The organism is Stenotrophomonas sp. (genome assembly GCF_032061965.1).
In the GTDB taxonomy this organism is placed as follows: Bacteria; Pseudomonadota; Gammaproteobacteria; order Xanthomonadales; family Xanthomonadaceae; genus Stenotrophomonas.
The window spans coordinates 24,179-50,749 of sequence record NZ_DAMBEF010000016.1; the positions used below are offsets into that span (position 1 = coordinate 24,179).

A 26,571-nucleotide genomic window follows, 5' to 3' on the forward strand; every position below is an offset into this window, starting at 1 on the left:
CAGATGCGCTTTACTCGCCGTTGTTGGGAAAGTTGCTGGCGCAGGTGCGGGATGTTCGGCGGAGCGCAGAAAGGACAAGAGCAGAAGCCGCGACAGCTTCTGCTCTTGTTCGATAGCGCAGGATCGGGACGAAACGGGATACGCGGGGGAGAGGGGAGTGCGTTCTTCAACGCATCTTCACTTTTCCACTATTGCTCCCGCAGCCCGCACTCAGGTCGCCAGTTCCAGCACCATGCGCACCAGGCCCGGTGCACCGGTCGGGTGCGGAACCTGCTTGAAGCCCAACGAGGCAGCCAACTGCAGCATCGGCTCATTGTCCTGGGCGATGTCACCGTACAGGCGGTCCAGGTACTTGCCGCGCGCCCACTTCACCAGCTTGCGCATCAGCTGGCGCCCCAAGCCCTGGCCGGCCAGGAAACGGCTGACCAGGATGGCGTATTCAGCATCACGCGTGCCGCTGATGATCGAGGCGCGGGCCACCGCCCCCACAACAGCCTCGCCCGGCGGCAGGGGTTCGGCGGCGACCAAGGCAATCTCGGTCTTCGGGTTGGGGTGGGTCAGGCGCTGTGCCGTCTCGTCCGACAGCGATTCAACCGACTGCAGAAACTTGTCACGCACCTCTTCCGGCCCGAACAGAGCGAAGGCGCCCTGCAACGGCGGTCCATCCTCGGGACGGATCGGGCGGATAAGCAATTCACGGCCACTCGGGGCCTTGAAGTTTTCATGCCACGGGGGCATGCGATTGCGGGTAGCCATGACTACGTTTCCTCCAAAGTCGCCTGATTCTGTCACCGCGCGTGATAGGTTCTGTGAACGCGGTCAAAAGCGGTGGCTGAATAGGGCGGAAAACCGTCACTCTGGGGTTTTCAGCCACTCCAACCGGGTCGACGCCCCGGTTTCGCCCATATGCTTCTTGAGGACGGGCAAGGCCGGGGCCAGGACCTGTTCAAACTGCCAGGGCGGGTTCAGCAGCAGCATCCCGCTGCCATTAAGACGCAGCGGCGAGTCGTCGGACCGCACCATCAGTTCAGCAACCAGCACTGACTTGGCCGGCAGGGCAGCAGCCTTGCGGAAGAACGGTTGCAGGGTGCGGCGCTGCTTGATGGGGTACCAGATCGCGCATTGGGCCTGCGGCATCCGGGTGAGGATCTCGCGGGCCGTTGAGATGATCTGGGGGTACTCCGCGTCCTGGGCCTCGTAGGGCGGATCGATCAGCACCAGGGCGCGGCCGATCTTGTCCGCGCCCGACTTCGGCGGCAGGAAGGCACGGATGGACTCATAGCCGTTGCCGTTGACTACCTGTACCCGGCGATCGTGCGCGAACAGTTCCTTCAGGGCCGCCGCTTCGTCCTTCTGCAGCTCGCAGGCGGCCATGCGGTCCTGTTCGCGCAGGGCGCGCGCAGCCAGCAACGGCGAGCCGGGATAGGACAGCAGGGCGCCGACCGGGTTGTCGGCCTGCACCGCGCGCAGGTACTGCTCCACCACCTCGGGCTGCGACGGCGTAGCCATCAGCTGCAGGATGCCCTCGTCGGCTTCGGTGGTCTTGCTGCTTTCTTCGGAGGACAGCAGGTAGCGGCCGCGGCCGGCATGCGTGTCCAGCACGAAGAACGGGGATTCCTTGCGCTTGAGGGCGTCGATCATCGCCAGCATGACGATGTGCTTGAGGACGTCGGCATGGTTGCCGGCGTGGAAGGCGTGGCGATAGTTCATGCGCGAAGTGTAAGGCGTGCGCGCAGTTCCCGGCGGCTTTGCGTTGCCAGAGCACGTGCTGGCCCGGTTCCAGCGCACAGAATGTGCCCTTGGCCCGCTATGCTGGCGCCATGTCAGAACAGCCCGCCCGGGTCCTCGTGGTCGAGGACGAAACCGCCATTGCCGACACCTTGCTGTATGCGCTGCGCAGCGAAGGTTACGAGGCCAGCCATTGCGCCCTCGGGCGCGAGGCGCTGGCCCTGCTGCGTGCCCAGGAGGCCGACGTCGTGGTGCTGGACGTCGGCCTGCCCGACCTGGGTGGCTTCGAGGTTTGCCGCCAGTTGCGTACCTTCAGCCAGGTGCCGGTGATTTTCCTGACCGCGCGCAACGATGAATTCGATCGCGTGCTCGGCCTGGAGCTTGGTGCTGACGACTACGTGACCAAGCCGTTCTCGCCGCGCGAAATGGTGGCACGGGTACGGGCCAGGCTGCGCCGTGTACCGCAGCAGACCCAGGCAGCACCTGTGGGCGAGGGCGGTTGGAAAGTCCACGGCGCGTTTGCCGTCGACAGTGAAGGCCTGCGCATCCGCTACCAGGACGTGTTGCTGGACCTGACACGTTACGAGTACATGTTGCTGGCGGCATTGTTGCAACGGCCCGGTGCCATCCTCAGCCGCGCCCAGTTGATGGAGCGTGGTTGGGACCACGCCAGCGACAGCGCCGATCGCACCATCGATACCCATGTCAAAACCCTGCGCGCCAAGCTGCGTGCGGCCGGCGCGCTGGAAGACCCCATCCGCACCCATCGTGGCCTGGGCTACGCGCTGGAGGCCTGATGCGTCTCGGGCTCAAGCTGTTCCTGGGTTTTTTCCTGATCGTCGGCATCGCTGCGTTCTTCGTGATGCGGGTGTTCGTCAACGAGGTAAAGCCGGGCGTGCGCCAGGCCATGGAATCCACGCTGGTGGACGCGGCCAATGTGCTGGCAGTGATGGCGGCGCCGGATCTGAAGGCCGGGCGTATTGCCGATGGCGCATTCGCCAGCCAGATGGCCACCGCGCAGCGGCGCGATCCCAAGGCGATGGTCTGGCGCTTTCCCAAGCGCAGCATCGATTACCGGGTGACGGTGACCAATGCCAAGGGCATCGTCATCTACGATTCCCGCGGGCAGGATGTGGGGCGCGACAACTCGCGCTGGAACGACGTGCACCTGACCTTGCAGGGACGCTATGGCGCGCGCTCCAGTCCGCTGACGCCGGGTGACCAGGAGAAGACCGTGATGCACGTGGCGGCCCCGGTCTACGACCCTGCCGATGGGCGCACCCTGATTGGGGTACTGACGCTGGCGCAACCCAACGACACGATCGACCCCTTCATCGTTGCCAGCCAGCGCGCCATTGTCGCCCGCGGTGCATGGCTGATCGGCCTGTCGGCATTGATCGGGTTGCTGATGACCTGGTGGTTGTCACGCGGCATCAGTGGCTTGAGCCGCTATGCCAAGGCCGTCAGCGCTGGCGAGCCGGTGCCGCCGCCGCGGCGCCGGCGTGACGAGATCGGCGAGCTCGGCCAGGCGCTGGAAACCATGCGCCGCAAGCTCGAAGGCAAGGCCTACGTGGAGCAGTACGTGCAGTCCCTGACGCACGAAATGAAGAGCCCGCTGGCGGCGATCCGCGGTGCAGCCGAGTTGTTGCAGGAGCCCTTGCCCGAGGCCGAGCGGCAGCGCTTTGCCGGCAACATCGTGCAGCAGGAGAAGCGACTGACGGAAACCATCGATCAATTGCTGCGCCTGGCTGAAGTGGAGCAGCACGGCTGGCTGCAGCGGCGTACCGAGGTGGACCTGGCGCAGCTGTGTGCTGCCCTGGCCGAGGACGCCTCGCCGCGCCTGCAGGCTGCGGAACTGGCACTGGATGTTGTCTCGCCGCCACATGCGGCCGTGCAGGGCGACCCCTTCCTGCTGCGGCAGGCGCTGTCCAACCTGTTGGACAATGCGATCGCTTTTTCGCCCAAGGGTGGGCGCATCCAGATCGCGGTAACGCCGCAGGCACAGGGGTGGCAGGTACGCCTGCGCGATCAGGGGCCGGGCGTGCCGGAGTACGCACGGGAACGGGTTTTTGAGCGCTTTTATTCGCTGGGCCGGCCAGGCAATGGCCCGCGCAGTTCAGGTTTGGGCCTGCCGTTCGTGGCCGAGGTCGCGCGCCTGCACGGTGGTCAGGCGCAACTGCACAACCGGCCAGAAGGCGGCGCCGAAGCCGTGCTGTTGCTGCCCCCCGGCTGACTTCACATTCGCTTCAAACTGACGACAAACCCTGCTCATGGGGCGGGGCCAAGCTGCTCCCGTTTCCACACGAGAACGGGACATGACTTCCCTCAAACTGCTGTTGCGCTTCGCCATTGTCGGCGGGCTGGTGTTGCTTCTGCTGGTTCCCTTGCTGCTTATCCGCAGCACCATCAATGAGCGCGAGCGCTACCGCAACGAAGCGGTGGAGCGGGTATCGCAAAGCTGGGCTGGCGCGCAATCGCTGATCGGTCCGGTGCGGGTCTTGCCGTGGACCCAGCAGCGTGAGGTCGAGCTGGCGGCGGAAGGCAATAGCCCGCGCCGGACAGAATGGCGTACCGAGCATGGCTATGACCTGCAGATGCCTGCGAGCTTGAACGTGCAGGGCGTGATGCGTCCGTCCGAACGGTCGGTGGGTTTGTTCAAGGTGCCCGTCTACAAATGGGAGGGCAAGCTGCAGGCCGAGTTCACCGTTGCCACCTATGCTCCGGTGGCAGGGCGTGTTTATGGTCGCCCCTATCTGGCGTTGGGTATTTCCGACGTGCGTGGCCTGGTTGGTACCCCCAACCTGCGGGTAGACGGCAGGGCAGTGCAGTTGCTGCCCGGGACCGGGGTAATGGAAGGAACCTCCAAGGGCCTGCATGCGGACCTGGCGCCGCTGCAGAATTCCAACGAAGGCGTATTGCGTGAGGGGGGCAAGGTCGAACTGGAACTGGTGCTCGGTGGTACCCGCACGCTGGCCATCGCGCCGATTGGCGATGACACCCGCGTCAACCTCTCTTCGAGCTGGCAGAGCCCTTTGTTTGGCGGCAGCTTCCTGCCCGAGCGCAATATCGACGCCAGCGGCTTTCAGGCCGAGTGGGCGGTGTCCTCGTTGGCTTCGGCGGCGCAGGCGCAATTGACCCAAGCGATCCGCACAGAAGGAACCAACGTGGAAGCGCTCAATGTGACGCTGGTTGATCCGGTGGACACTTATACGCAGGTGGACCGTGCCAGCAAGTACGGCATCTTGTTTGTGTTGCTGACGTTCGTTGGGTTCGCACTGTTCGAGTTGATCAAGCAGCTGAAGATCCACCCGCTGCAGTATCTGCTGGTCGGTTTGGCATTGGCCATGTTCTTCCTGCTGTTGTTGAGCTTGTCCGAGCAGATCGCGTTCTGGCAGGCCTATCTGATTGCCGCTGCGGCCTGCATCGGCTTGCAGGGCTTCTACCTCAGCGGCGTGCTGCACAGTTGGAAGCGGGGCGCAGGCTTCGCGACGATGCTGACCTTGTTGTACGGGGTGCTGTACATGCTGTTGATCTCGGAGAACAACGCGCTGCTGATGGGCTCGCTGCTGCTGTTCGGCATCCTGGCCGCGATCATGTGGATCACCCGCAAGGTGGACTGGTACGAACTGGGCAACCGTGCCGTGGCGCGGCAGGGCTGAGTGCATCAATGGCGGCAGGGGCGGGATGGTTTTCCATCCCGGCCCCTGCGAGGAGCGAACAATGAATCGTGCATTGATCCACCGTCGCGCCCAGCGCTTGTTGCCTGCGGGTATCGAAACCTGCGGGCTGCTGCATTTCGGCATGTCGCCTGGGCAGGTGGAGCAGGTATTGCTGGGCAGCGTGTTCGGGGATGAAGCAGGGCAGGGGATGGTGGCGTTGCGCCTGTCCTTGTCCACCGCGTTGGCAATCCGGCGCAAAGGACTGCGGTATTTCGAGCAGGGGCCCTGGCAGTTCTCTGCGTTCGCTGCCGCGCTTGGGCCGGTGCAGCATGATGCAGGCGTTGTGGCGCCTGGACAGGACGCATTGCCGGCGAGGCATGCTGGTGGGTATTCGGCGGTGGCTGCGGATGGTCGATCCTGGCTGGTGCTGCTGCCGGTGGAGAGGTTGGTGATCTATGGATGGTGGCGGTGAGTTGGGGTTGCGTGCCTGGCGGTTCCCCAGCCAACCGACCGAAGTTCCCTGGATGCTGAAGGATGCAATTGCAGGTTCTGCCCCTCTCCCCTTGCGGGAGAGGGGTTGGGGAGAGGGGGCACCGCCCAACAACCTCTAGAATGCGCCCATGCACGCTACCCTCACCACCCGCTCCCTGCGCGGCCGCCAATTGCTGCCGCACCTGGACGACATTGCACGCCTGCGTATCCAGGTGTTCAAGGATTGGCCCTATCTCTACCAAGGCAGCCTTGATTACGAGCGCGATTATCTTGCGGCTTACGCAAACACCCCGAATGCGGTCTGCGTAATCGCCCGCGCCGGTGACGCGGTGGTAGGGGCATCGACAGGCTTGCCCTTGCTCGATGACGGCCCTGCTTTCCGCAAGCCGTTTGAGCTGGCAGGCATTGACCCGGCGCAGGTGTTCTACTTCGGCGAATCCGTCCTGCTGCCCGACTATCGCGGGCACGGCATCGGCCACGCTTTCTTCGATGCACGCGAAGCCCACGCGCGCGCGCTGGGGCGATTCGCGCTGACGGCATTCTGCTCGGTAGACCGAACCAGCGATGACCCCCGCATGCCTGCCGGACATCGTGACAATGCGGTGTTCTGGCACAAGCGCGGCTATCTGCGCCAGCCAGGTATGACAATGCAGCTGAACTGGGACGAGGTGGGCCACGGCAATGTCGTGCATCCGCTGACGTTCTGGACGCGCCGTTTGGAGCCTGTCGCATGAAAATTGCCGTTGCCCGCTATCCCGTCGGTTCGCCCGCCAGTTTTGATGCGTTTGCCGCCCGCCAGGCCGAGGTGTTGGGTGAAGCGGCAGCGCAGGGCGCACGCATTGCGGTCTTGCCCGAGTACCTGTCGCTGGAATTGGCGGCCAGCTTTGGCCGTCCTGTATTCAGTGACCTTGCGGCGTCGTTGGCAGCCATCCAGCAGTACCGCCAAGCGTGGTTGGCGCTGTTCTCAAGGTTGGCGCGCGAGCTGGACATGCACGTTGTTGCCGGCAGCTTCCTGCTGGACACCGGCAATGGCCGCTACCGCAACCGCAGCGATTGGTTCACCCCGCAAGGTACGCAGCTGTGGCAGGACAAGCTGCAGCTGACCGGTTTCGAGAAAAAGACCGGGCTGATCGATCCCGGTGATGCCTTGAAGGTATTCGAGATCGACGGAGTGCGGGTGGCGGTGGCGATCTGCTACGACAGCGAATTTCCGCTGCCGGTACGGCGCCAGTACGAGGCGGGCGCGCGCTTGCTGGTGGTGCCCAGTTGCACCGATACCGTGGCCGGTGCAACCCGGGTACGGATCGGCTGTCTTGCGCGCGCGCTGGAGAACCGCATGTTCGTTGCCCAGGCAGTCACCGCCGGGCTGGCCGAGTGGAGCCCGGCCTTGGATGTGAACACCGGCGAGGCAGCGATCTATGCGCCGATGGACGTGGGATTCCCTGCCGATGGTGTATTGGCGCAGACCCGCGAAGCGCAGCTCTGGGCCTACGCGGACCTCGATTTTGCAGCGTTTGAGGCCAGCCGCGGGCGGGCGCAGGTGGCCAATGACCGCGATTGGCCAGCCCAGCAGCAGCCGGCCTTGGCCCAGGCGGTGGTGCTGCGCGCCGATTGAATCGTGTGCCGGTGCCGGCCAACCATGACCATTGGCGGGCTCGGTGGCTGGGCCGGGCTGGCTAGACTCGGTGCTTTGTCGTGATTGGCCGAAGGCCGGGGTACGTGGTGATCAAGCGCGGTTTGCTGGCGTTGTGCATGGGCTTGGCGGTGGGCGCGACAGCGCAGGCGGCTGAGCAGGTGGATCTGGACATGGTGGGCAAGATCCGCCAGGAAGCCTTCCATCGTTCGCAGGTGATGGACACCTTCAGTCACCTGACCGAATCCATCGGCCCACGCCTGACCAATTCGCCGGCCATGGCCCAGGCCAATGCCTGGACCCGCAGCAGGTTCAACGATTGGGGCCTGGTAAACGTGCACGACGAGGCGTTCGATGATTTCGGCCGTGGCTGGGAGTTCACCTCGGCCAGCGTCGAGATGCTCGGCCAGCGCGTACAGCCCTTGCATGCGCTGCCAAAGGCGTGGACGCCAGGCACCAATGGCCCGGTGGAAGGCGAATTGATCCAGGTCGACATCAAGAAGCTGTCGGATATGGATCAGTACCGGGGCAAGCTGCGCGGCAAGATCCTGCTGCTGGGCGATGCGCGCGAGTACAAGCGCGGAGTCGAGTCCGACTCGCATCGGCACGATGCCACCTCGCTGGAAGGCCTGCAGCAGTTCACCATCCCCAAGAGTGCCGATGAAGATCGGGCAAAGCGGGTGAAGGAATACAACGAGCGGCAGGAGCTGGCCAAGGCAGTCAATGCATTCTTCGTCGAAGAGGGCGCACTGGCAGCGATCAGTATCAGCGGCTGGGACAACGGCATCATCCGCGTGGCCGGTGGTGGCTCGCGCAAGGCCGGTGAATCGGTGGGCATTCCTGAGCTGGCGATGATTGCCGAGCATTTCAATCCGCTGGTGCGTGCCTTGAAGGACAAGCAGAGCGTCAAGTTGCGTGTGGACGTGCAGGCGCGTTTCACCGATGACAGTAACCAGCCGGGCCACAACACGCTGGCCGAGATCCGCGGCAGCAGCAAGGCTGACGAGATCGTGATGCTGGGGGCACACATGGATTCCTGGCACACCGGCACCGGCGCGGCCGACAACGCCGCAGGCGTGGCGGTGATGATGGAGGCGATGCGCATCCTCAAGGCGGTGGGTGCCAAGCCCAAGCGCACCATCCGTGTGGCCTTGTGGAGTGGTGAGGAGCAGGGCCTGATCGGTTCGCAGGCCTATGTGGCGCAGCACTTCGCACGTTATCCGGAGCCGACCGATGCGGCGCAGAAGGCATTGCCGGCATCGCTGCGTGAGCCGACCGGGCCGTTGCAGAAGATGCGTGATTACGACAAGTTCCAGGTCTACTTCAACATGGACAATGGTTCGGGCCGGTTCCGTGGCATCTATGCACAGGAAAACATGGCGGCGATGCCGATCTTCGAGGCGTGGCTGAAGCCGTTCAACGATGTGGGTGCAACCACGGTGGTGTCGCGCAACACCGGCAGCACGGACCACATCAGTTATGACCGGGTGGGCCTGCCGGGCTTCCAGTTCGTGCAGGATCGTCTGGACTATTTCAGCAATGTGCATCACAGCCATCTGGATACCTGGGACCACGCCGAGGCGGAGGATCTGAAGCAGGCAGCGGCGATCGTGGCGTCGTTTGTCTACAACGCTGCGATGCGCGAGGAGCGTTTCCCGCGCAAGCCGTTGTTGGAGAATTGAGTTAGCTGGGTTTGCTTGAAGGAAGGGCCGCATTGCGGCCCTTCTGCTTTTGGGGCAGAGCAAGCAATGCTCGATGTCTCCCTTCTCCCGCTTGCGGGGGAAGGTGCCCGAAGAGCCTGCCCCCGCGAAGGCGGGGGGCGGATGGGGGGAGCTTTGGCTCTGGCTATTGATGGCTCTCTAGTCTCTTATTCACAGCAGTTGCAACAGCAAGATCAAGAGCTTTCACTCCCCTTCGGGGAGCGAGTTACTTTGACCAGCCGTTCGGCTGTTGAAGAGCACTTCTTTGCTTGTGCAAAGAAAAGATAACCAAAAGAAAGCACACCCTGCCTCCGCGCCCACGCCGCTGCGCGGCGCGGGTCCACTGCACTGGCAGGATTTTTCGACGAGACATCCCTGTCTCGTCGAAAAACGACGCACATTCCTGTGCGTCGCCCCTGCGGGGTCCTGTCTGCCAGCTCCGTCGCTGCGGAAGGGGCCCGGTAAGTCAACGGCTGGAGCAAGGGCAACGGCCGAAGCCGAAGCCGAAGCCGAAGCTGCCCTCACCCCAACCCCTCTCCCGTGAACGGGAGAGGGGCTTAGAGCTGCAGGTCGCTGGCGCTTGCTGTGTCTTGTGGTCCGCGCGCCAAGGGCTGAAGCCGGTTCAAGGCACCGGAGCAGGGGAAGAGGTAAAATGCCCCGATTCTCACTTCTGCGCCCGTCATGACCGTCCGTACCCGCTTTGCCCCCAGTCCCACCGGCTACCTGCATATTGGTGGCGCCCGCACCGCGCTGTATTGCTGGCTGGAGGCGCGCCACCGTGGCGGTGAGTTCGTGCTGCGCATTGAAGATACCGACCGCGAGCGCTCAACCCAGGCGGCCATCGACGCCATTCTCGAGGCGATGGATTGGCTGGGCCTGGGCTATGACGAGGGCCCGATCTACCAGACCGACCGCGTCGCCCGTTACAAGGAAGTGGCCGAGCAGCTGATCGCCGACGGCAAGGCCTACTACGCCTACGAGACCAAGGAAGAGCTGGACGCCATGCGCGAAGCCGCCATGGCCAAGCAGGAGAAGCCGCGTTACAACGGCGCCGCCCGCGAGCTCAAGCTGCCGTACAAGGACGACCCGAACCGCGTCATCCGCTTCAAGAACCCGCTCGACGGCACCGTGCTGTTCGATGACCTGATCAAGGGCAACATCGAAATCGCCAACAGCGAGTTGGATGACATGGTCATCTTCCGTCCGGATGGCTACCCCACCTACAACTTCGCGGTGGTGGTCGACGATTGGGACATGAACATCAATGAGGTCATCCGCGGTGATGACCACATCAACAACACCCCGCGCCAGATCAACCTGTACCAGGCCATCGGTGCGCCGGTGCCGAAGTTCGGCCACATGCCGATGATCCTGGACGAGCAGGGCGCCAAGCTGTCCAAGCGCACCGGCGCGGCCGATGTCATGCAGTACAAGGACGCCGGTTACCTGCCCGAGGCGCTGCTGAGCTACCTGGCCCGCTTGGGCTGGTCGCACGGCGACCAGGAGATATTCACCCGCCAGGAACTGATCGACCTGTTCGACGTCACCAACTGCAACTCCAAGGCCGCGCGCCTGGACATGGCCAAGCTGGGCTGGGTCAACCAGCACTTCCTGAAGACCGAAACGCCTGAATCCATTGCGCCACACCTGGTCTACCAGTTGGAAAAGCTGGGCCTGGACCTGGCAAAGGGCCCTGCACCGGTGGACGTGGTCATCGCCCTGCGTGAGCGCGTGCAGACCCTGAAGGAAATGGCCGAGAAGGCCGTGGTCTGGTACACCCCGCTGACCGAGTACGACGAAGCCGCGGTGGCCAAGCATTTCAAGGCCGGCGCCGAGGTTCCGCTGGGCAAAGCGCGCGAGTTGCTGGCCGCAGCTGAATGGACCGCCGAAGGCGTGTCGGCGGCGCTGCACGACGTGGCCGCGCAGTTGGAAATCGGCATGGGCAAGGTTGCCCAGCCGCTGCGCGTGGCCATCACCGGCACCCAGGTGAGCCCTGACATTTCCCATACCGTGTACCTGGCCGGCCGCGACGAGGCCTTGAAACGCATCGACGCCGCACTCATCAAGATCCCAACGGCCTGATTCCGACGAGGTAGCCATGACCGACGCACACTCCTGTACCGCCCCGCACCACCACGTTGAAGACGCGGCGGATTTTGTTGCGGTGGTCGAGCGGGTGTGCCGCGAGCGCGGCCTGCGGCTGACGCCGATCCGCGCCAACGTGCTGCGCCTCATCGCCGAGGCAGGCAAGCCGGTCAAAGCCTACGAGCTGCTGGAATGGGTGCGCGAAGGCAAGGGCGTGGGCGCCGATGCCCCGCCTACCGTGTACCGCGCGCTGGATTTCCTGATGGCCAATGGCTTCGTGCACAAGCTGGCCTCGGTCAACTCGTTTGTCGCCTGCCATCACCCCAGCAGCAACCAGCACTCGGTGCCGTTCCTGATCTGCGACCGCTGCCATAGCGCGGTGGAGCTGGAGGACCGCGACATCGTCCGACAACTGGAAGCCCGTGCCAAGGAACTGGGTTTCAAGCCGCAGGCGCAGACGCTGGAAGTGCACGGCCTGTGCGCGAACTGCGCAGGCTGAAGCTCAAAGCCCAGGCTGATGGTCAAAGTCCCTCTCCCGCCGGGAGAGGGGTTGGGGTGAGGGTAGCCGTTAGCCGATAGCCCTCACCGTGCCTGCTTCGGCCAGCTCAATGCGCCGTCCATTTCGGGTATCGCCGTGGCTTCGCGGCTCGGGCCGCTGCCAAGACGTTAAGTGCTAAGGGTAAAGCCCCTGCCGAGCATGGCTCGGCACTACGTTTCCTCCCTTTTGCGCCGCAAAGGGGAGGGGTGGGGGGGTAAGCTTCACGCCCTGGGCTCCAACCAGTCTGCTCAAGGTGTCGGCGTTGCCTCGTAAACCACTTCGCCATCCTTGATGGTCTGCAGCACCTTGATGGTATGCAGTTGGCTGCGCTCGATGCTCAGCGGGTTGTCCGACAACAGGGCCAGATCCGCGCGCTTGCCGACTTCGATCGAGCCCTTGCTGCTCTCTTCGCCATATTGCCGCGCCGCCCACAAGGTGATGGACTTCAGCGCAATTTCCGGCGATACGCGCTGCTCGGGGCCAAGCACACGGCCGCTGCGGGTCACGCGGTTGACCGTGGCATCCAGCACCCGCATCGAATCCGGGAACACCACCGGCGCGTCGTGGTGCGAGGTGAATACCATGCCGGCATCCAGTACCCATTGCGTCGGCGAAATGTTTTCGGCGCGTTCCGGCCCCAACACCGAGTCGCGGTGCCAGTCGCCCCAGTAATAGGTGTGCATCGGGAACAGCGACGGGAAAATGCCCAGGCGGCGCAGTTCGCCGACCTGATCCTTGCGTAGCGTCTGGCCGTGGATCAGTACTGGCACGAGATGCTTGTCCGGGTACTTCGCTTCAGCGACGGACACGGCATGGATCAGCTGGTCGATGGCGGCATCGCCATTGGCATGCGCCAGCACCTGCCAGCCATGGCCCCAAGCCTGGCTGATGAGATCGTCGACCTTGGCGTCGGGGAAGGCGGGGTAGCCGGCATAGTCCGGCTTCTCGCCTGCGGGAACCTTGTAGTAGGGCTTGCTCAGCCACGCGGTCTTGCCCTGTGGTGAACCATCCAGGCTGATCTTCACCCCGCCGATGCGGTAGTGATCGGTGTAGTTCAGGCCATAGAACGGGCCCTGCATGGCCGGGTTGTGCAGCGCCACTTCGATATCGGGATAGGCCACCACGTCGATCTTCAGCTTGCCGGCCTTCGCCGCCATGGGCAGCAGCTGCAAGGTGCCGGCATCGGTCTTGCCATCCTGCGCGGTGGTGTAACCGTACTTCATGTACAAGGCCTGCCCGGCCTCGAGCATGGCCAGCGATTGCTCAGCGGTCATGGCTGGCATCAGCTTGGCCAAGGCCAGGCTGTGTGCGCTTTCTTCAAGCACGCCATCGGGAACGTTGCCGCCGGCTTCGCGGCGAATCACGCCACCCGGCGGGTTGGGCGTGTCGGCGGTGATGCCGGCCAACTCCAGAGCCTTGCTGTTGTAGGCGCCGAGATGGCCGGATTGGTGCATCAGGATGATGGGGACATCGGTAGCAATCGCATCCAGATCTTGGCGGGTTGGATGCCGCTGTTCGGTCAGCTGCGAATCGTCGTAGCCGAAGCCGATCAGCACCTTGTAGCCCTCGGGTGTGGTGGGGTGTGCGCGGAACTCGCGCATGATCTTCTGCAGCGCCGGAATCGAGTTGCCTTCGCCATCGGGGGCGGGCAACAGGTTGGCGGCTAGTGCCTGCAGGCCGACGCCCGAGACGTGGCCGTGGGCATCCAGAAAGCCCGGCACCAGCGTGTGTCCTTGCAGGTCGATCTGCCGCGCGTTCGGGCTGAAGTCGCGTGCCGCGCTGCGGCTGCCGACAAAGGCGATGCGGCCATCACGGACCACGATTGCTTCGGCGCTGGGCTGCTTGTCGTCGACGGTGACGATGGGGCCACCGGCGTACAGCGTGTCGGCGGCATTGGCGGTGGTGGCCGTGAGCGCGGCCAGGACGGCGGCGGTCAGAATCGATTTCATCGCGGGTTCTCCTGGCTGGGAACTGGGTACAGCCTAGCGCGTTAGTCCTTGCCGTTGTGTTGAAGGACGGCGTGGTCCGTTTTGAATCGGGGGTTGGCTGGGATGCGGTTGTTTCTGGGCCGTACTTGTGCCGCGTGGCGGGCTTTTACTGCGATGGATGTGCGGGTGGTTCGAGGGCTTCACCGGGAAAGCCTCTGCCGAGCACGGCTCGGCACTACAGTTTTCACCCGATCCCTTTTGCGTAGCAAAGGGGAGGGTTGGGGAGGGGTAGTTTTTGTCTTTAGCCCCTCTCCCGCATACGGGAGAGGGGTTGGGGTGAGGGCAGCTTTTGCTGGGAAAGCCTCTGCCGAGCATGGCTCGGCACTACAGTTTTCACCCCCTCCCTTTTGCGTAGCAAAGGGGAGGGTTGGGGAGGGGTAGTTTTTGTCTTTAGCCCCTCTCCCGCATACGGGAGAGGGGTTGGGGTGAGGGCAGCTTTTGCTGGGAAAGCCTCTGCCGAGCATGGCTCGGCACTACCGCCTAGCGCTTATCGCTGCTGCGCGGGTGTTGCTGCCGTATCTACTTCAACCACCACCGACATGCCGGGGCGCAGGCGCGCGGCGAGCGGCTGGTCGGGATCGATGGCGATGCGGATCGGCAGTCGTTGCACCACCTTGGTGAAGTTGCCGCTGGCGTTGTCGGGCTTGAGCACCGAGAACTCCGAACCGGTGGCCGGGGCGATCTGCTCGATGTGGCCGGTCAGCTTCTTGCCCTGGAACGCATCCACGCTGAAAGTTGCCGGTTGGCCGATGGCCATGTTCCAGGTCTGGCCTTCCTTGTAGTTGGCAACGACCCATAGCGTGTCCGGCACCAGGAACAGCAACTGGCTGCCGGCGGTCACGTATTGGCCCAGGCGCACGCTGGCTTCCGATACCTGGCCATCGCGCGGGGCTTTGATCACGGTGTTGTCCAGGTCAATCCTGGCCAGCTCCAGCGCCGCTTCGGCCATGGCGACCTTGGCTTCCAGGCCCTTGCGCGCGACCTGGGTGGAGGTGAGGGTCTCCTCGGCGATATGGATGGCGGCCTGCGATTGCGCCACACCTGCCGTTGCCGCCTGCGCCGACGAGCGCAGCTTGTCGCGGTCGCTGTTGGACACCAGCTGCTGCGAAGCCAGGGTTTCGTAGCGCCGCAGTTCGGTGCGGCTGCGCTGCTGCTCGGCCTGTTCGGCGGCGTAGTTGGCGCGTGCCGAGCTGATCTGCGCGCGGTTCTGCGCCTGGCTCTGGTCGGAGTTGGCCAACTGTGCGCGGGCGTCTTCCAGCGACGCCTGGGCCTGATCCACCTTCTGCCGGTAGATGCGGTCGTCGATGCGCAGCAGCGGCTGGTCTTTCTTCACGTGGTCGAAGTCACTGACCAGTACTTCGGTGACATAGCCGTTTACCTGCGGCGCCAGCACCGTCACCTGGCCACGCACATAGGCATCGTCGGTGTGCATGCGCGGGCTGTTGAATGGCCACAGCTGCCAGGCACGCAGGATCAGGGTCAGCCCGACCAGGGCGACGGCGATCATCACCACCACGCTGGTGCGGCTGGGCCGGTTGTACTTGGATACCGGGGGCGGTGCCGGTGTGGATGCAGCGGTTTCGGTCTTGTTGCTCATGTTTGTGCCCGTTGGTTCTGGGTGCCGGCGCGGTCACGCCGGATCACCTGTTTCACACGTGGATTGCGCAACGTCACTTCCAGCAACAACCAGCTCAGGAAGCAGATCGCCACCCAGCCACTGAGTGCGAAGACGTCGTTGAATGCCCGCACATTGGCCTCGCGTTTGGCGGTCGCCGCCAGCGCGGCACTGGCCTGTGCCTTGAGTTGTACCGGGTCGGTGATGACGCGGGCGTAGGCTTGTTGCTGCAGTTGCAGGCGGCGCGCCACCTGCGGGTCGGCGGGGTTGAGCTGGCTCACCAGCGCCGTCGAATAGATGTGCTCGCGGTGCAACTGGTAGCTGCTGAGCAGGGCCGAGCCGGCCAGGCTGCCAAAGCTCTGGGTCAGCGACAGGATCACGATGAAGGACACGATGTGGTCCAGCCCGCGCGCCATCGCCTGGCGGATACCCATCAGCATCAGCGGGCCCATGAACATGCCGCTGCCCACCGCCGCGAAGAACTGGCTGAGGGCAAAGTCCATCGGCCGGTCCAGGCTGGTGCGGTGCTGGTCGAGGAAGGCAGCAGTGCCCAGCAGGATGATCGAGGTCAGCAGCTGGGGGATCAGCGCCTTGGGGCCGAAAGTCAGCGCACCGGCGGCGATGCCGACCAGCACGCCGATCAGGATCACCCCGAACAAGGGCGCCATTTGATCCGGCCCCATGCCCAGCGTGCGCATCATCGTGATCATCCCGTAGGACTGCTCGTTGGTCAGGAAGCGGATCAGGAAGGCGCCGACGATGAAGCGCAGCATCACCGGACCCATCAGCCAGCGCACCTGCAGCAGCGGGCTGCGGCGCTGGTGCTCGATGCACAGGCCAGCGGTGATCAGCACCACGGCGGTGGCCAACGCCCAGCCCAGCCAGGGAGAATCGAACCACCAATGCAGATAGCCCTGGCTCAGCACCACCACCAGCAAGGCCAGCCCGGGCGCGAGCAGGGCGAAGGTGAGGAAATCCTTGCGTTCGAATACCTTGATCTGGATGCCGGGCGGCAGCTTCAGCACCACCACCGCCGCGAACGAACACAGCGCCAGGCCGGCTTCGAACAGATACAGGTTCTGCCACTCGCCATGGTCGAGCAGGCTGGGCGACAGCAGCCAGGCCAGTGGCACCGCCAGCTGCGACAGGCCCACGCCGATCACCAGCAGGTTGCCGACATATTTGCGCGGCAGTGCCTGCAGCATGTACAGCGTGCCAAGGGTAGTGCAGGCAGCGCCGGCAAAGCCGCTGCCGGCACGTACCAGCAGCGTGGTGGTGGTATTGCCGACAAACAGGTGCAGCACGGCCAGCGCAGCGTATGTGCCCAGGCCGATCTCGGCGAATAGACGGATGCCGTACTCCTGGCGGAACTTGAACACCAGCAGGTTGGCACTGACGTTGACCATCAGATAGGCGGCGACCAGCCAGTTTGCCTCGCTGGCCTGCAGGCCCATCTGGCCGGTGATCCACGGCAGGTTGGCGCTGATCAGCGCGTTGCCCAGGCCGCCGGTGATGGCAACCAGCACCGCTACTGCGGCATAGGCCGCGCGCCGGTAGGGTGGGTGCCAAGGCATCGAGGCCGAGCCGGGCAGGGTGGGCTTTTCGTGTTCCTCCCAATCCGGAATGGGTTTGAGCGGTTTCATTTGGCTTCCGGCGAAACCGGCGCGGACAGGCCGGGACGCAGCAATTCAATCGCACGCCGTGCGAGGGTGGCGCGATCTTCGGCGGTACGCCCGCGCAGGGCCGCGCCCAGCATGCTGGAGATCAGTGAGATATCGGCCAGTTCCAGGTCCGGCCGGCACAGGCCGGCGGCCTTGGCGCGCTGCAGGGCCGGAGCCGACAGTTTGAGGATATGCTCGCGCGCCGCCTTGATGGCGGGGTCGTCGCGGTCCACCGCACGCCAGTAGTCGGCCAGGGCGGGGGAATGCACGATGCGCCGTGCCATGCCCTTGATCAGCTCGAACAAGGCGTCGTCGCGATCGCCCAGTTCCTGCAGGTGGGCCTCGATTTTCTCCACGGTTCGTTGCAGCAGCGCTTCAACCAGCGCAGTGCGGTCGGGGAAGTTGCGGTACAGGGTGGCGCGGCCGACGCCGGCGCGTTCCACCACCAGATCAAGCGGGGCGGTGATGCCGTGCTCGCCGAACACGGCGTCGGCCGCGTCCAATAGCAAGGCGCGACGCGCGGCGGCATCGGAACGAATGGAAGTCATGCGGCATATGATCCGGACAAAAGTGTCCGGTTTCAATGGGCGGCATCAAACAGCACGTTGCAGCGCGCCGTTTGGTTCAGCTGGTGGCGAGCCTGCGCTGCAGCGGCGCCTCGCGGATGGGCAGGTTGACCAGCGCTGCCGCGACGGCCAGCAGCATGTCCGCGTACCACATCCAGCTGAAGTCGCCGCCATATTCCAACGCCACGCCGCCCAGCCAGGCGCCGAAGAATGCGCCGATCTGGTGCGAGAGCAGGGTCAGGCCGAACAAGGTGCCCATATGCCGAGGCCCGAACAGCTTGCCGACCAAACCGGCCGTCGGCGGCACCGTGGCCAGCCAGGTAAAGCCGAGCGCAGCGGCGAACACATAGAACGTCATCGGCGTGGGCGGCGAAACCAGATAGACGCCTATCAGCACGGCGCGGCTGAGGTACATCCAGAACAGCAGCCACTTCATGCGGAAGCGCTCACCGAGCGCGCCGATGATCAGGCTGCCGGCGACGTTGAACAGGCCGATCAGCGCGATCGAGATCGAAGCCACATTGGGGGAGAGCCCGCACAGCGCGATTTCACCCGGAAGGTGAGTCACCAGGAAGGCGATATGCACGCCACAGGTGAAAAAACCCAGGTGCAGGCACCAGTAGCTGCGGTCGCGCAGCGCGCGCTGCAATTGCGGGCGCAGCGCCTCGCCGTCGACGGCCCCGTTGTTGCGTGGGGCGCGCTTGCGTAGCGGCCAGGCCAGCGGCAGCGACAGCACCACGATGAAGGCCAGCGCATACACGGTCTTGATCCAGCCGAAGGCGCTCAGCAACAACTGCACCAGTGGTGCGAACAGGAACTGTCCCAGCGAGCCGCCCGCGTTGATGATGCCGGCTGCCATCGAGCGCTTCTGCGCGGGGATGCGCCAGGCGGTGGCGCCGATCAGCACCGAGAAGCTGCCGGCACCGGCACCTGCGGCGAGCAACAGGCCGAAGCTGAGATTGAGCCCCCAGGCGCCGGGCAGCAGGGGAGCCGCCACCAGCCCGACCGCCAGCAGCAGGCCGCCGCCGATGAGTACCGGCAACGGGCCACGTTGATCGGCCATCGCCCCGAACAAGGGTTGCACCGCACCCCAGACGAACTGGCCAATGGCCAGCGAAAAACTGATCTGGGCGATGCCCAGGCCGGTGGAAACATGGATGGGGTCGATCAGCAGGCCGCTGGTCTGGCGCACGCCCATGGTCACCATCAGGATGCTGGAGGCGGCCAGCAAGAGCAGCCAGGGCGTCCGTGTGGGGGATGTGTTGTTCATGCGTGCAGCCCTTGTTCCAGCACATTGTTCAGGGCTTCCAGTTGCTGGTTGAGCGCTGCCGTACGCGTGCTGCCGAACAGCGTCTCGATTTCTTCCTGCGCTTGTTGCCAGAGCGGGAAGGCCTTCTGCAGCCGACGCTTGCCGCTGGCGGTGATGTGCAGCTCGCGGCGGCGCGCATCTTCGCCGGGCCCGGAGCTGAGCAGGCCTGCTTCCAGCAACGGCTTGAGGTTGCGGGTGAGGGTGGTGCGATCCATGCCCAGCGCATCGGCCAGCTCGCCCAGCGGGCGGGGCTGGCTGGAGCGGCGCAGGATGGAATAGGCGTTGAGGCTCAGCTCGGCGGCGGCCAGGTGCCGGTCATAGACCTGGGACACACGGCGCGCGGCGCGGCGCAGTTGAAAGCAGGTGCAGGGGCTGGGGGTGTGCATTGGCGTCGTCGGCAGGGCGATGGCCGGAGTTTATGTGTATATGCACGTAATTGCGAGTGGCGACTGCCAGGTTTTGATGCGGTTGCTATTGCTATTGCTGTTGCTGTTGCTGTTGCTGCTTTTGCTTTTGCTTTTGCCTTTGCCTTTGTCTTTGCTCTTGCTCTGGCCCTTGCTTTGGCTCTTGCTCTTGCTTTGGCTTTGGCTTTGGCTTCGGCTGTCCCTTCTCCCGCTTGCGGGGGAAGGTGCCCGGAGGGCGGATGGGGGGCGCTTTTGATCCACCCTTCTTGCACTTTTAAATGCGCTTCTCCGCAAGTTGGTCAGCGAAAAAAGCCACCTTGCGGTGGCTTTCATCTGTGCTCGGCTTGTAGGGGGCAGAGGCTAAAGGGCAGAAACAAAGAGCAGAAACAAAGAGCGGAAGCAGAAGCTTGCCCTCACCCCTACCCCTCTCCCGCAGGCGGGAGAGGGGACAGCAAAGGCTGAAGCTCAAAGCGAAGCAACAGCTCAAAGCAACAGCTCAAAGCAACAGCTCAAAGCAACAGCTCAAAGCAACAGCCCTGATTGTTGTCGCCAGCCACCGCTTAGAACCAGGCGCGGATACCAAACGCCACGCCTCGCCCCGGCAACGGCGAATAGTCACGTAGCAACGAGGTATGCGGACGCGCTTCGCGGTTGGTCAGGTTGCTGCCATCGAGGAATACTTCATAGCTGTTGTCGCCGCTGCGATCCCAACGGTAAGCGAGGTGGGCATCGACCAACGTATAGCTGCTGCTGGGCTCTTCGTTCAGCGCGACATCCTTCTGGCTGCCATAGCGCACCGCGCCCAGCGAGGCACGCCAGCCGCCCAGCGACCAGTGCAGGTCGGCGCCAACGCGGGCAGGTGCGATACGTGGCAGGTAGCCACCATTGGCCAGCTCGACGTTGTAGTGGTGCGCATGATCACCGTGCGGTACGGCGATATCGACGTTGCGGCTGCCGCTCCCATCCAGCTCTGCCTTCACATAGTCACCAAACACGCGCAGGTCCCAGTCACCGGACAGGCCTTCGATCATGTGCCAGGTTGCCTCGGCTTCGGCGCCCTTGAAGGTGGCGTCGTTCTGGGTCCAGGCGCGTACCGGAAGGCCACCTTCGGCCACGCCGGTGTCGGCGAGGTAGATGAAATCCTTGAACTTGGTCTGGTAGATCGCCGCCTGCACATCGATACGCTCGTTGTGCGCGTGCAGCCCCAGCTCGACGCGTTGGCCGCGCTCGGTGTCCATGTTGGCGTTGCCGATTTCCAGCGAGCGCGTGGCGATATGCGCGCCGGCGGCGTACAGCTCCTCATTGGTCGGTGCACGCTCGGACGCATCCACGCCGAAGCGCAGGTCGAAGGTGTCGTTCAAGGTCCAGATGCCCGAGGCGGACAGGTTGGTCGCGCCAAAGCTGCGGTTGCGCTGGGCATCGTCAGTATCCAGCTTGACCCTGTCATGGCGGGCGCCCAGTTCCAGCTTGAACGGGCCGAACTGCTTCTCCTGCAGCACGAACGCACCCAACGTGTCGGTAGTGGTGCCGGGCACGAAGGCTTCCTCACCGATCGCACCAAAATCGCTATTGCCGAACTGCAGGCCGAAGGCACCGTCCCAACCGGCCAGTGGTTGCTGCACCGCTTCCAGGCGGCCTTCAAAACCCTTGTTGGTGAAGCGGGTGGAGGGCGTGCCGGCTTCCAGTTCGGTGTGCTCGTAGTCGGTGTAGCCGCCGCGCAGGGTCACGCTCTTCAGGAACGAGGTCGGGTTGTACAGGCCGCCCTTCAGGTCGAAGCGGTTCTGCACCATGTCGATGCGCACGTCGTGTTCTTCGCCTTCTTCTTCTTCATGCGCGTGGTCGTGGTCATCGTCGCCATGATCGTGGCCATGGTCGTCGTCGGCATGCACGTGGGCGCCATTGGGGATGCCGTAGTTGCTGCGGTAGGTGCCCAGCGATGCGCCGAGGTAGCCGCTTTCGCCGAACCAGGTCGCGCCGACGCCGCCGGCACGCGTGCGCACCGAGCTGTTGTCCAGGCGGCCGCGGGTGCCGAGCTCGTCGCTGTCGGCGTCATGGCCACCATGGCCGTCGGCGTCCAGTGCATGCGGGTCGATCGCATAACCGGGGATGCGGTAGTCATCGCCGTTGCGGATCAGGCCATCGACATGCAGGACCAGATTGTCGCCGCTGACCCCATCCAGGCGGAACATGCCGCTGCGTTCTTCATTGACCGAATTGCCACGCAGCTCGGCGCGGCCGCTGAGCGGGCGGTCCGGCACCTCGCTGGCAATGCGGCCATCCACTACGTTGACCGCGCCGCCAATCGCGCCGCTGCCGAACAACAGGGTGGCCGGCCCCTTCAGGACTTCGATCTGATCAGCCAGGAACGGTTCGATGCTGGTGGCGTGGTCGGCGCTGACCGTGGAGGCATCCATATTGCCGACGCCATTGGAAACCACTGCCACGCGCGGGCCTTCCTGGCCGCGGATGATCGGCCGGCCCACGCCGGGACCGAAGAAGGTGCTCTGCACGCCCGGCAACTTGGCCACGGTATCGCCCAGGGTGCCGGATTTGTGTTCGTCCAGATCGGTGCCGGCCAGCACTTCCACCGGCCGGGCCAGGGAGTCGGCCGAACCTTGCAGCGGCGAGGCGGTGACCTTTACGGCGGTCAGTTCGGTGAGGTGGTGGCTCTGCCCGGCGTCGTCATCGGCGGCACTGGCGACGGCAGGCAGGGCGGCGGCAAGGGCGAGGAACAGCAGGTGGTGCTGGGTGCGACGGGGAAGGGGCATGATGGTCTCTCTGTTACTGTGTATCACTGAGGTTGCAGGCTGAACCGTTGGCGGCAAGGGGAATGACGCAGACAGTTCGGGCGGGGACGAGGATTATGTTATATTATTCCATAACGTTCCGTCGCCCCTGCTGGAAGTCATGCCCACCCCATCCACCGGACTACCCAAATTCCTCGATCGCTTTGGTGCGACCGGATCCTTGATCTGTGCGGTGCATTGCGCGTTGTTGCCGGCCTTGTTGGCGGTTGCGCCAGCCTTGGGCCTGTCGTTCTGGATGAGCGAGGGGGTGGAAGCCACCATCGTCATCTTCGTCACCGTGCTGGGCCTGTTCAGCCTGATCTGGGGCTATCTGCGCCACCGCGCGTTGTTTGCGCTGCTGCTGCTGGTGCCGGGGCTGCTGCTGCTATGGGCCGGGCTGCTGCATCCGGAACTGCACCATTCGCGTATCCCGCATGCCGTGGTGATGACGGTGGGCGGTGTGCTGGTCGGGTTGGCGCATGTGGTCAACCTGCGGCTGAACCATGTGCATGTGCATGACGCCAGCTGCGCACATTGAGGGGCGCATGGTAGGCTTCCTGTCCATGTGCGAGGGCGCTTGTTGCGGCCTCGCCAAACCCGTGCATGCACGGGGTAACTGATTACAAACCAAGGAGTTGACGACATGGGTAAGGGTGACCGTAAGACCGCCAAGGGCAAGCGCTACAACGCCAGCTACGGCAATTCGCGTTCGCACGTGAGCAAGGTGGCCGTGGGTGCAGCTGCGCCGGTCGCCAAGAAGACTGTCGCCAAGGCCCCGGCCAAGAAGGCCGTTGCCAAGAAGACCGTCGCCAAGGCCGGCTGATCCAGCCAGGCAGTGGCAAGAAAAAAGCGGCGCATTGCGCCGCTTTTTTTTGTGTCTTGATCCGGGTGCGCGGGATTCCCGGGTGCGGAATCCCGGGTGCGCTTCGCTTACCCGGGCTACAGCGTTCCTGCACTCACTTGGCGCTGCGCAATGCCTGTTGCAGGGCCTGCGGATCGCCATCGTTGGGCTGGGCCGGGATGCCGATCAGGCGGGTCAGCAAGGGGTAGACATCCACATTGTCGAAGGCGCTGAGTTGCTTGCCCCGCGCAAAGGCCGGGCCGCGCGCCACGAACACCGCCTGCATCGACGGCAGGGCCGGGTCATAGCCATGCGAGCCGCGATCGCCTGGCGGGCGCTTGGCGATGTTGTCGCGGGTGATGGCATCCCAGCCTTCCTGCATCTGGCAGACGATGGCCGGCACACGCGGGTTGCTGCCATAGTGCCAGCGCGGCGGCAGCTGAGCCTTGTTCCAGCACTGGTAATGCGGATGCTCGCCCAGCAGGGCGCGCTCGGCTTCGGCTTGCTTGCCGGGCAAGGGCGTGAAGCCCACCGACTGGCCGACGGACACCACCTTGGCGACATCCGGCGACACCATGTCCTCGATGGCGACCGCATTGCCGTCTTTCACCGTTGCCATGCCGTGATCGGAAACCACGATCACATTGGTGCGATCAAGCAGCCCATCACGGCGCATGCCATCGATCAATTGGCCTACCGCTGCATCCACCTGCTGCACCGCTGCGGTGTACTCGGCCGAGTCCGGGCCGTGCGCATGACCGGCCTTGTCGACCTGCTCCATGTAGGTGGCGACGAAACGCGGCTTGATTGCGTCCGGCTCGCCATGCAGCCAGGCAAGTACCTGGTTCATGCGTTCGGGCAAGGGCACGCTTTCGTCATACATGCGCCACTGGTTGGCGTGCAGGCCACGTACCGGCGCCTCGCTGCCCGGCCAGGACCACGTGGCGCTCTTGAAGCCAGCCTTGCGTACGCTCACCCAGATCGGCTCGCCGCCGTCCCACCAGGCGGCGTTCTGCACGGCGGCACGGTCGCTGACCTTGAACTCGCCCAAGGCGTCGGCGCTCATGGCGTTGTGCACCAGGCCATGGTGGTCCGGGCGCAGACCGGTGACCAGGGTGTAGTGGTTGGGGAAGGTGAGCGCGGGGTAGGACGGGCGCATGCCGATGCTGCGTACGCCTTCGCGGGCCAGGCGCATCAGGTTGGGGCTGTCGGCCTGGCTGAGCTTGTCCGCGCGCAGGCCGTCGATGGAGATCATCAGTACCGTGGGCGGTACTTCCTGGGTAGTGGTTGGCGAGGAGGGCGTCGTGGCGCAGGCGGCAAGCAGTGCGCAGGCCAGTGCAGTGGCCGAAATGCGTAGGAAAGTCATTGCGCCATGATAGGCCGCACCGGTGACCGTACAAATACAACCTTCGGCATGTTGCCCGGGGCTGATCGACCCAGTAGCCCGGTCAAGCAATGCGCAGACGGGAGGCTGGGCAGATCAGCCAAACAGATCGGCTACCCGCTCACCTTCGGTAGGCACGCCTTCCAGCTTCAGCAACGCGGCCTTGGTCGGCAGCCCACCACCAAAACCGGTAAGCGTGCCGTTGTTGCCTATGACGCGGTGGCAGGGCAGCACGATCGGCAGGGGATTGCGACCGTTGGCGGCGCCTACGGCACGCGTCGCGGTCGGCCGGCCGATGCGCTCGGCGAGCTGCCGGTAGCTCCAGGTCGCGCCGAATGGAATCTGCGCCAGCGTGTGCCAGACCTGCAGCTGGAAATCAGTGCCGACCGGGGCCAGCTCAAGCTGGAAATCCTGGCGTTCGCCGCGCAGGTATTGCAGCAACTGGCGGCGGGGCTCGGCCACCGCATCGGGGTCACGTTGCCAGTGTTCGCGGCCCTTGGCGTCGTGGCGATTCTCGGCGAACAGGATGTGGCGCACGCCGCTATCGTCGGCGGCCACGGTCAGCGTGCCGATGGGGCTGTCAAAGCGGTCGTAGTACAGGGTGTTCATGCGCTGGCCTCCGTTGCAATCTTGGGGTTCTTCTTTTCCGCCGGCACTGCAAGGTGCCATAAGTGCAGCACGGCGTACGCGCGCCATGGGCGCCAGGCTTGTGAGCGACGCTCGGTCTCGCGCTCGCTCAGGCGCTGGCCTTGGCCCAGTACCTGTTGCAGGACCAGGTCACCGGCGGGGAAGGCATCGGGCATGCCCATCGCTCGCAAGGCCATGTAATGCGCCGTCCACGGGCCTATGCCGGGCAGGGCAGTGGCTTTTTGCACGAAGCTTTCCAGCGTCTGCGCACGGCTGAAATCCAATCGGTCATCGGCGCAGGCGCGGGCGATCGCACGTAGCGTTGCAGCACGGGTGCGTGGCAGACCGATACTTTCCAGAGGGGCCTCGGCCACGATTGCCGGTGCCGGGAACTGCCGGTCCAGGCCGTCCGGCAGGCCGGGCAGGTGCTCGCCAAAACGGTCAACCAGGCGTCGGGCCAAGGTGGTGGCGGCAGCGACGCTGACCTGCTGGCCGAGCACGGCGCGCGCGGCGACCTCGAAACCGTCCCAGCCGCCGGGGATGCGCAATCCCGGCCGTTGCTGGATGCCGGCAGCCAGCAGCGGCTCCGCCGCCAATGTGGCATGGACGGTGCGGAGATCGGCGTCCAGGTCAAACACGCGCCGGACCTTGGCAACAATGCCGGGGATGGCGCGTGGGTCGGTAGTGCCCAGTTGCAGGCGCAGTTCCGGGCGTTTGGGGTCGGCGGTGACCCGGATCAGGCTGGCCACGCCGTTAGCCAGGACCACGCGCTGGTAGCTGCGTTCGTCGATGTATTCGATACCCGGCAGCGAGCGTCGGCGCAGGAAGGCCAGCATCAGGGGGAAATCCAGCGGTGGCCGGTAGGCCAGGCGCAGTACCGGTTCGCCGCCGGCTACCGCGCCGTGTTGCTTGCGCAGCGCGCTGGGGGGCATGCCACAGCCGTCCAGGAAGGCGCTGTTGAAACGGCGCAGGCTGTTGAAACCTGCTGCCAAGGCGATCTGGGTCACTGGCAGCGCGGTTTCAGTCAGCAGTTGCTTGGCCAGCAGCAGACGCCGGGTGGTGTGCAGTTGGGCCGGGGTGGCGCCCAGCCGGGCGACGAACAAGCGCTGCAGCTGGCGCGCGCTCAGTCCCACCGCGTCCGCGAGGGCGGTGACCGGTTGCTCCTGCAGCAGGCCTTCGTTGAGCAGGGCCAGCGCGCGGTGCAGGGTTTCGTCATGCAGCAGGTTGGCATCGTCCGGTGACAGCTCGGGCCGGCAGCGCAGGCACGGGCGGTAGCCCGCGGCGCTGGCGGCTGCTGCACTGGGGTAGTAGCTGACGTTTTCGGGCTTTGGCGGCGGTGCCGGGCAGACGGGGCGGCAGTAGATGCCGGTGCTGCGCACGGCGGTGAAGAACAGGCCGTCAAAGCGCGCGTCGCGGGCCAGGCGGGCCTGTTCGCATTGGGACTGTGCTGGCATCAGGAGGCTGTGCATGGTGCCAAGTCTAGGCCCGGTGCGGGGTGGGTACTGGCCATTTTCGGACAGCAATGCTGATAACCAATGGTTAGTTCAGGAAAGGT

At 64.6% G+C, this 26,571-nt stretch carries 22 protein-coding genes and 1 pseudogene; 11 read left to right on the forward strand and 12 right to left on the reverse strand.

The window, feature by feature from the left end:
* Nucleotides 1-210 precede the first annotated feature (210 nt).
* Both RT460_RS10320 and rlmJ read right to left on the reverse strand, forming a co-directional pair.
* Nucleotides 211-756 carry a GNAT family N-acetyltransferase gene (locus tag RT460_RS10320; protein ID WP_313318862.1) on the reverse strand — a complete coding sequence of 182 codons (546 nt, stop codon included), beginning with the start codon at nucleotides 754-756 and terminating at the stop codon, nucleotides 211-213.
* A 96-nt stretch (nucleotides 757-852) separates the two neighbouring features.
* Entirely contained in the window at nucleotides 853-1,710 is an 858-nt protein-coding gene (gene rlmJ / locus RT460_RS10325; RefSeq protein WP_313318863.1) for a 23S rRNA (adenine(2030)-N(6))-methyltransferase RlmJ, read from the reverse strand.
* A 110-nt stretch (nucleotides 1,711-1,820) separates the two neighbouring features.
* Between rlmJ and creB the strand changes: the two genes are divergently transcribed.
* From creB to RT460_RS10370, 9 genes are all read left to right on the forward strand, one after another.
* A complete protein-coding gene (gene creB / locus RT460_RS10330; RefSeq protein WP_313318864.1) occupies nucleotides 1,821-2,525 on the forward strand; it encodes a two-component system response regulator CreB in 705 nt (234 codons plus the stop codon).
* Nucleotides 2,525-3,961 (forward strand): two-component system sensor histidine kinase CreC, encoded by a 1,437-nt coding sequence (gene creC, locus RT460_RS10335; RefSeq protein ID WP_313318865.1) that lies wholly within the window; start codon nucleotides 2,525-2,527, stop codon nucleotides 3,959-3,961. Before creB ends, creC begins: the two co-directional genes overlap by 1 nt.
* An 82-nt stretch (nucleotides 3,962-4,043) precedes the next feature.
* Complete coding sequence (creD, locus tag RT460_RS10340; RefSeq protein ID WP_313318866.1) at nucleotides 4,044-5,387, forward strand: cell envelope integrity protein CreD; 1,344 nt, start codon at nucleotides 4,044-4,046, stop codon at nucleotides 5,385-5,387.
* 61 nt (nucleotides 5,388-5,448) lie between these two features.
* Nucleotides 5,449-5,859, forward strand: coding sequence for a hypothetical protein (locus RT460_RS10345; RefSeq protein ID WP_313318867.1), 411 nt, complete (start codon nucleotides 5,449-5,451; stop codon nucleotides 5,857-5,859).
* 148 nt (nucleotides 5,860-6,007) lie between these two features.
* Nucleotides 6,008-6,613: a GNAT family N-acetyltransferase gene (locus tag RT460_RS10350; RefSeq protein ID WP_313318868.1), complete on the forward strand. Its 606-nt coding sequence runs from the start codon at nucleotides 6,008-6,010 to the stop codon at nucleotides 6,611-6,613.
* Nucleotides 6,610-7,494 carry a carbon-nitrogen hydrolase family protein gene (locus tag RT460_RS10355; protein ID WP_313318869.1) on the forward strand — a complete coding sequence of 295 codons (885 nt, stop codon included), beginning with the start codon at nucleotides 6,610-6,612 and terminating at the stop codon, nucleotides 7,492-7,494. The genes RT460_RS10350 and RT460_RS10355 overlap by 4 nt, the downstream gene beginning before the upstream one ends.
* Nucleotides 7,495-7,601: 107 nt before the next feature.
* Complete coding sequence (locus tag RT460_RS10360) at nucleotides 7,602-9,194, forward strand: M20/M25/M40 family metallo-hydrolase (protein ID WP_313318870.1); 1,593 nt, start codon at nucleotides 7,602-7,604, stop codon at nucleotides 9,192-9,194.
* A gap of 699 nt (nucleotides 9,195-9,893) precedes the next feature.
* Nucleotides 9,894-11,294 (forward strand): glutamate--tRNA ligase, encoded by a 1,401-nt coding sequence (gltX, locus tag RT460_RS10365; RefSeq protein WP_313318871.1) that lies wholly within the window; start codon nucleotides 9,894-9,896, stop codon nucleotides 11,292-11,294.
* 16 nt (nucleotides 11,295-11,310) lie between these two features.
* Complete coding sequence (locus RT460_RS10370) at nucleotides 11,311-11,796, forward strand: Fur family transcriptional regulator (protein WP_062166516.1); 486 nt, start codon at nucleotides 11,311-11,313, stop codon at nucleotides 11,794-11,796.
* Nucleotides 11,797-12,083: 287 nt separating this feature from the next.
* Here RT460_RS10370 and RT460_RS10375 read toward each other — a convergent pair whose 3' ends face one another.
* From RT460_RS10375 to RT460_RS10405, 7 genes are all read right to left on the reverse strand, one after another.
* Nucleotides 12,084-13,784 (reverse strand): amidohydrolase, encoded by a 1,701-nt coding sequence (locus tag RT460_RS10375; protein ID WP_313318873.1) that lies wholly within the window; start codon nucleotides 13,782-13,784, stop codon nucleotides 12,084-12,086.
* Between the two features lie 526 nt (nucleotides 13,785-14,310).
* Nucleotides 14,311-15,420 (reverse strand): HlyD family secretion protein, encoded by a 1,110-nt coding sequence (locus RT460_RS10380; RefSeq protein ID WP_313318874.1) that lies wholly within the window; start codon nucleotides 15,418-15,420, stop codon nucleotides 14,311-14,313.
* A complete protein-coding gene (locus RT460_RS10385; protein WP_313318876.1) occupies nucleotides 15,417-17,081 on the reverse strand; it encodes an MFS transporter in 1,665 nt (554 codons plus the stop codon). Before RT460_RS10385 ends, RT460_RS10380 begins: the two co-directional genes overlap by 4 nt.
* Nucleotides 17,078-17,647, reverse strand: a complete 570-nt coding sequence (locus tag RT460_RS10390) for a helix-turn-helix domain-containing protein (protein ID WP_313318877.1) — start codon at nucleotides 17,645-17,647, stop codon at nucleotides 17,078-17,080. The genes RT460_RS10385 and RT460_RS10390 overlap by 4 nt, the downstream gene beginning before the upstream one ends.
* A 76-nt stretch (nucleotides 17,648-17,723) precedes the next feature.
* Nucleotides 17,724-18,935, reverse strand: coding sequence for an MFS transporter (locus RT460_RS10395; RefSeq protein WP_313318878.1), 1,212 nt, complete (start codon nucleotides 18,933-18,935; stop codon nucleotides 17,724-17,726).
* Nucleotides 18,932-19,360 (reverse strand): MarR family winged helix-turn-helix transcriptional regulator, encoded by a 429-nt coding sequence (locus RT460_RS10400; protein ID WP_313318880.1) that lies wholly within the window; start codon nucleotides 19,358-19,360, stop codon nucleotides 18,932-18,934. Before RT460_RS10400 ends, RT460_RS10395 begins: the two co-directional genes overlap by 4 nt.
* Before the next feature lie 578 nt (nucleotides 19,361-19,938).
* Nucleotides 19,939-22,146 carry a TonB-dependent receptor gene (locus tag RT460_RS10405; protein ID WP_313318881.1) on the reverse strand — a complete coding sequence of 736 codons (2,208 nt, stop codon included), beginning with the start codon at nucleotides 22,144-22,146 and terminating at the stop codon, nucleotides 19,939-19,941.
* Between the two features lie 139 nt (nucleotides 22,147-22,285).
* On the opposite strand from RT460_RS10405, the gene RT460_RS10410 reads away from it, so the two are divergent.
* Both RT460_RS10410 and RT460_RS10415 read left to right on the forward strand, forming a co-directional pair.
* A complete protein-coding gene (locus RT460_RS10410) occupies nucleotides 22,286-22,702 on the forward strand; it encodes a MerC domain-containing protein (protein ID WP_313318882.1) in 417 nt (138 codons plus the stop codon).
* A 105-nt stretch (nucleotides 22,703-22,807) separates the two neighbouring features.
* Nucleotides 22,808-22,987: a 30S ribosomal protein THX gene (locus tag RT460_RS10415; RefSeq protein ID WP_293708723.1), complete on the forward strand. Its 180-nt coding sequence runs from the start codon at nucleotides 22,808-22,810 to the stop codon at nucleotides 22,985-22,987.
* A gap of 133 nt (nucleotides 22,988-23,120) precedes the next feature.
* On the opposite strand, the gene RT460_RS10420 is transcribed toward RT460_RS10415, so the two are convergent.
* The 3 genes and pseudogenes from RT460_RS10420 to RT460_RS10430 form a co-directional block, all read right to left on the reverse strand.
* Nucleotides 23,121-24,371 (reverse strand): ectonucleotide pyrophosphatase/phosphodiesterase, encoded by a 1,251-nt coding sequence (locus tag RT460_RS10420; RefSeq protein WP_313318883.1) that lies wholly within the window; start codon nucleotides 24,369-24,371, stop codon nucleotides 23,121-23,123.
* Nucleotides 24,372-24,527: 156 nt separating this feature from the next.
* Nucleotides 24,528-24,998 (reverse strand): annotated as a pseudogene (locus RT460_RS10425) (methylated-DNA--[protein]-cysteine S-methyltransferase); the annotation flags it as partial.
* Nucleotides 24,995-26,485, reverse strand: a complete 1,491-nt coding sequence (locus tag RT460_RS10430; RefSeq protein ID WP_313318885.1) for an AlkA N-terminal domain-containing protein — start codon at nucleotides 26,483-26,485, stop codon at nucleotides 24,995-24,997. The gene RT460_RS10430 and the pseudogene RT460_RS10425, both read right to left, overlap by 4 nt.
* Nucleotides 26,486-26,571 lie beyond the last annotated feature (86 nt).

Coding starts and splice junctions, on each gene's coding strand:
- RT460_RS10320 (WP_313318862.1), bottom strand. CDS start 756: ATGGCTACCCGCAATCGCATGCCCCCGTGGCATGAAAACTTCAAGGCC.
- rlmJ (WP_313318863.1), bottom strand. CDS start 1,710: ATGAACTATCGCCACGCCTTCCACGCCGGCAACCATGCCGACGTCCTC.
- creB (WP_313318864.1), top strand. CDS start 1,821: ATGTCAGAACAGCCCGCCCGGGTCCTCGTGGTCGAGGACGAAACCGCC.
- creC (WP_313318865.1), top strand. CDS start 2,525: ATGCGTCTCGGGCTCAAGCTGTTCCTGGGTTTTTTCCTGATCGTCGGC.
- creD (WP_313318866.1), top strand. CDS start 4,044: ATGACTTCCCTCAAACTGCTGTTGCGCTTCGCCATTGTCGGCGGGCTG.
- RT460_RS10345 (WP_313318867.1), top strand. CDS start 5,449: ATGAATCGTGCATTGATCCACCGTCGCGCCCAGCGCTTGTTGCCTGCG.
- RT460_RS10350 (WP_313318868.1), top strand. CDS start 6,008: ATGCACGCTACCCTCACCACCCGCTCCCTGCGCGGCCGCCAATTGCTG.
- RT460_RS10355 (WP_313318869.1), top strand. CDS start 6,610: ATGAAAATTGCCGTTGCCCGCTATCCCGTCGGTTCGCCCGCCAGTTTT.
- gltX (WP_313318871.1), top strand. CDS start 9,894: ATGACCGTCCGTACCCGCTTTGCCCCCAGTCCCACCGGCTACCTGCAT.
- RT460_RS10370 (WP_062166516.1), top strand. CDS start 11,311: ATGACCGACGCACACTCCTGTACCGCCCCGCACCACCACGTTGAAGAC.
- RT460_RS10375 (WP_313318873.1), bottom strand. CDS start 13,784: ATGAAATCGATTCTGACCGCCGCCGTCCTGGCCGCGCTCACGGCCACC.
- RT460_RS10380 (WP_313318874.1), bottom strand. CDS start 15,420: ATGAGCAACAAGACCGAAACCGCTGCATCCACACCGGCACCGCCCCCG.
- RT460_RS10385 (WP_313318876.1), bottom strand. CDS start 17,081: ATGAAACCGCTCAAACCCATTCCGGATTGGGAGGAACACGAAAAGCCC.
- RT460_RS10390 (WP_313318877.1), bottom strand. CDS start 17,647: ATGACTTCCATTCGTTCCGATGCCGCCGCGCGTCGCGCCTTGCTATTG.
- RT460_RS10395 (WP_313318878.1), bottom strand. CDS start 18,935: ATGAACAACACATCCCCCACACGGACGCCCTGGCTGCTCTTGCTGGCC.
- RT460_RS10400 (WP_313318880.1), bottom strand. CDS start 19,360: ATGCACACCCCCAGCCCCTGCACCTGCTTTCAACTGCGCCGCGCCGCG.
- RT460_RS10405 (WP_313318881.1), bottom strand. CDS start 22,146: ATGCCCCTTCCCCGTCGCACCCAGCACCACCTGCTGTTCCTCGCCCTT.
- RT460_RS10410 (WP_313318882.1), top strand. CDS start 22,286: ATGCCCACCCCATCCACCGGACTACCCAAATTCCTCGATCGCTTTGGT.
- RT460_RS10415 (WP_293708723.1), top strand. CDS start 22,808: ATGGGTAAGGGTGACCGTAAGACCGCCAAGGGCAAGCGCTACAACGCC.
- RT460_RS10420 (WP_313318883.1), bottom strand. CDS start 24,371: ATGACTTTCCTACGCATTTCGGCCACTGCACTGGCCTGCGCACTGCTT.
- RT460_RS10430 (WP_313318885.1), bottom strand. CDS start 26,485: ATGCACAGCCTCCTGATGCCAGCACAGTCCCAATGCGAACAGGCCCGC.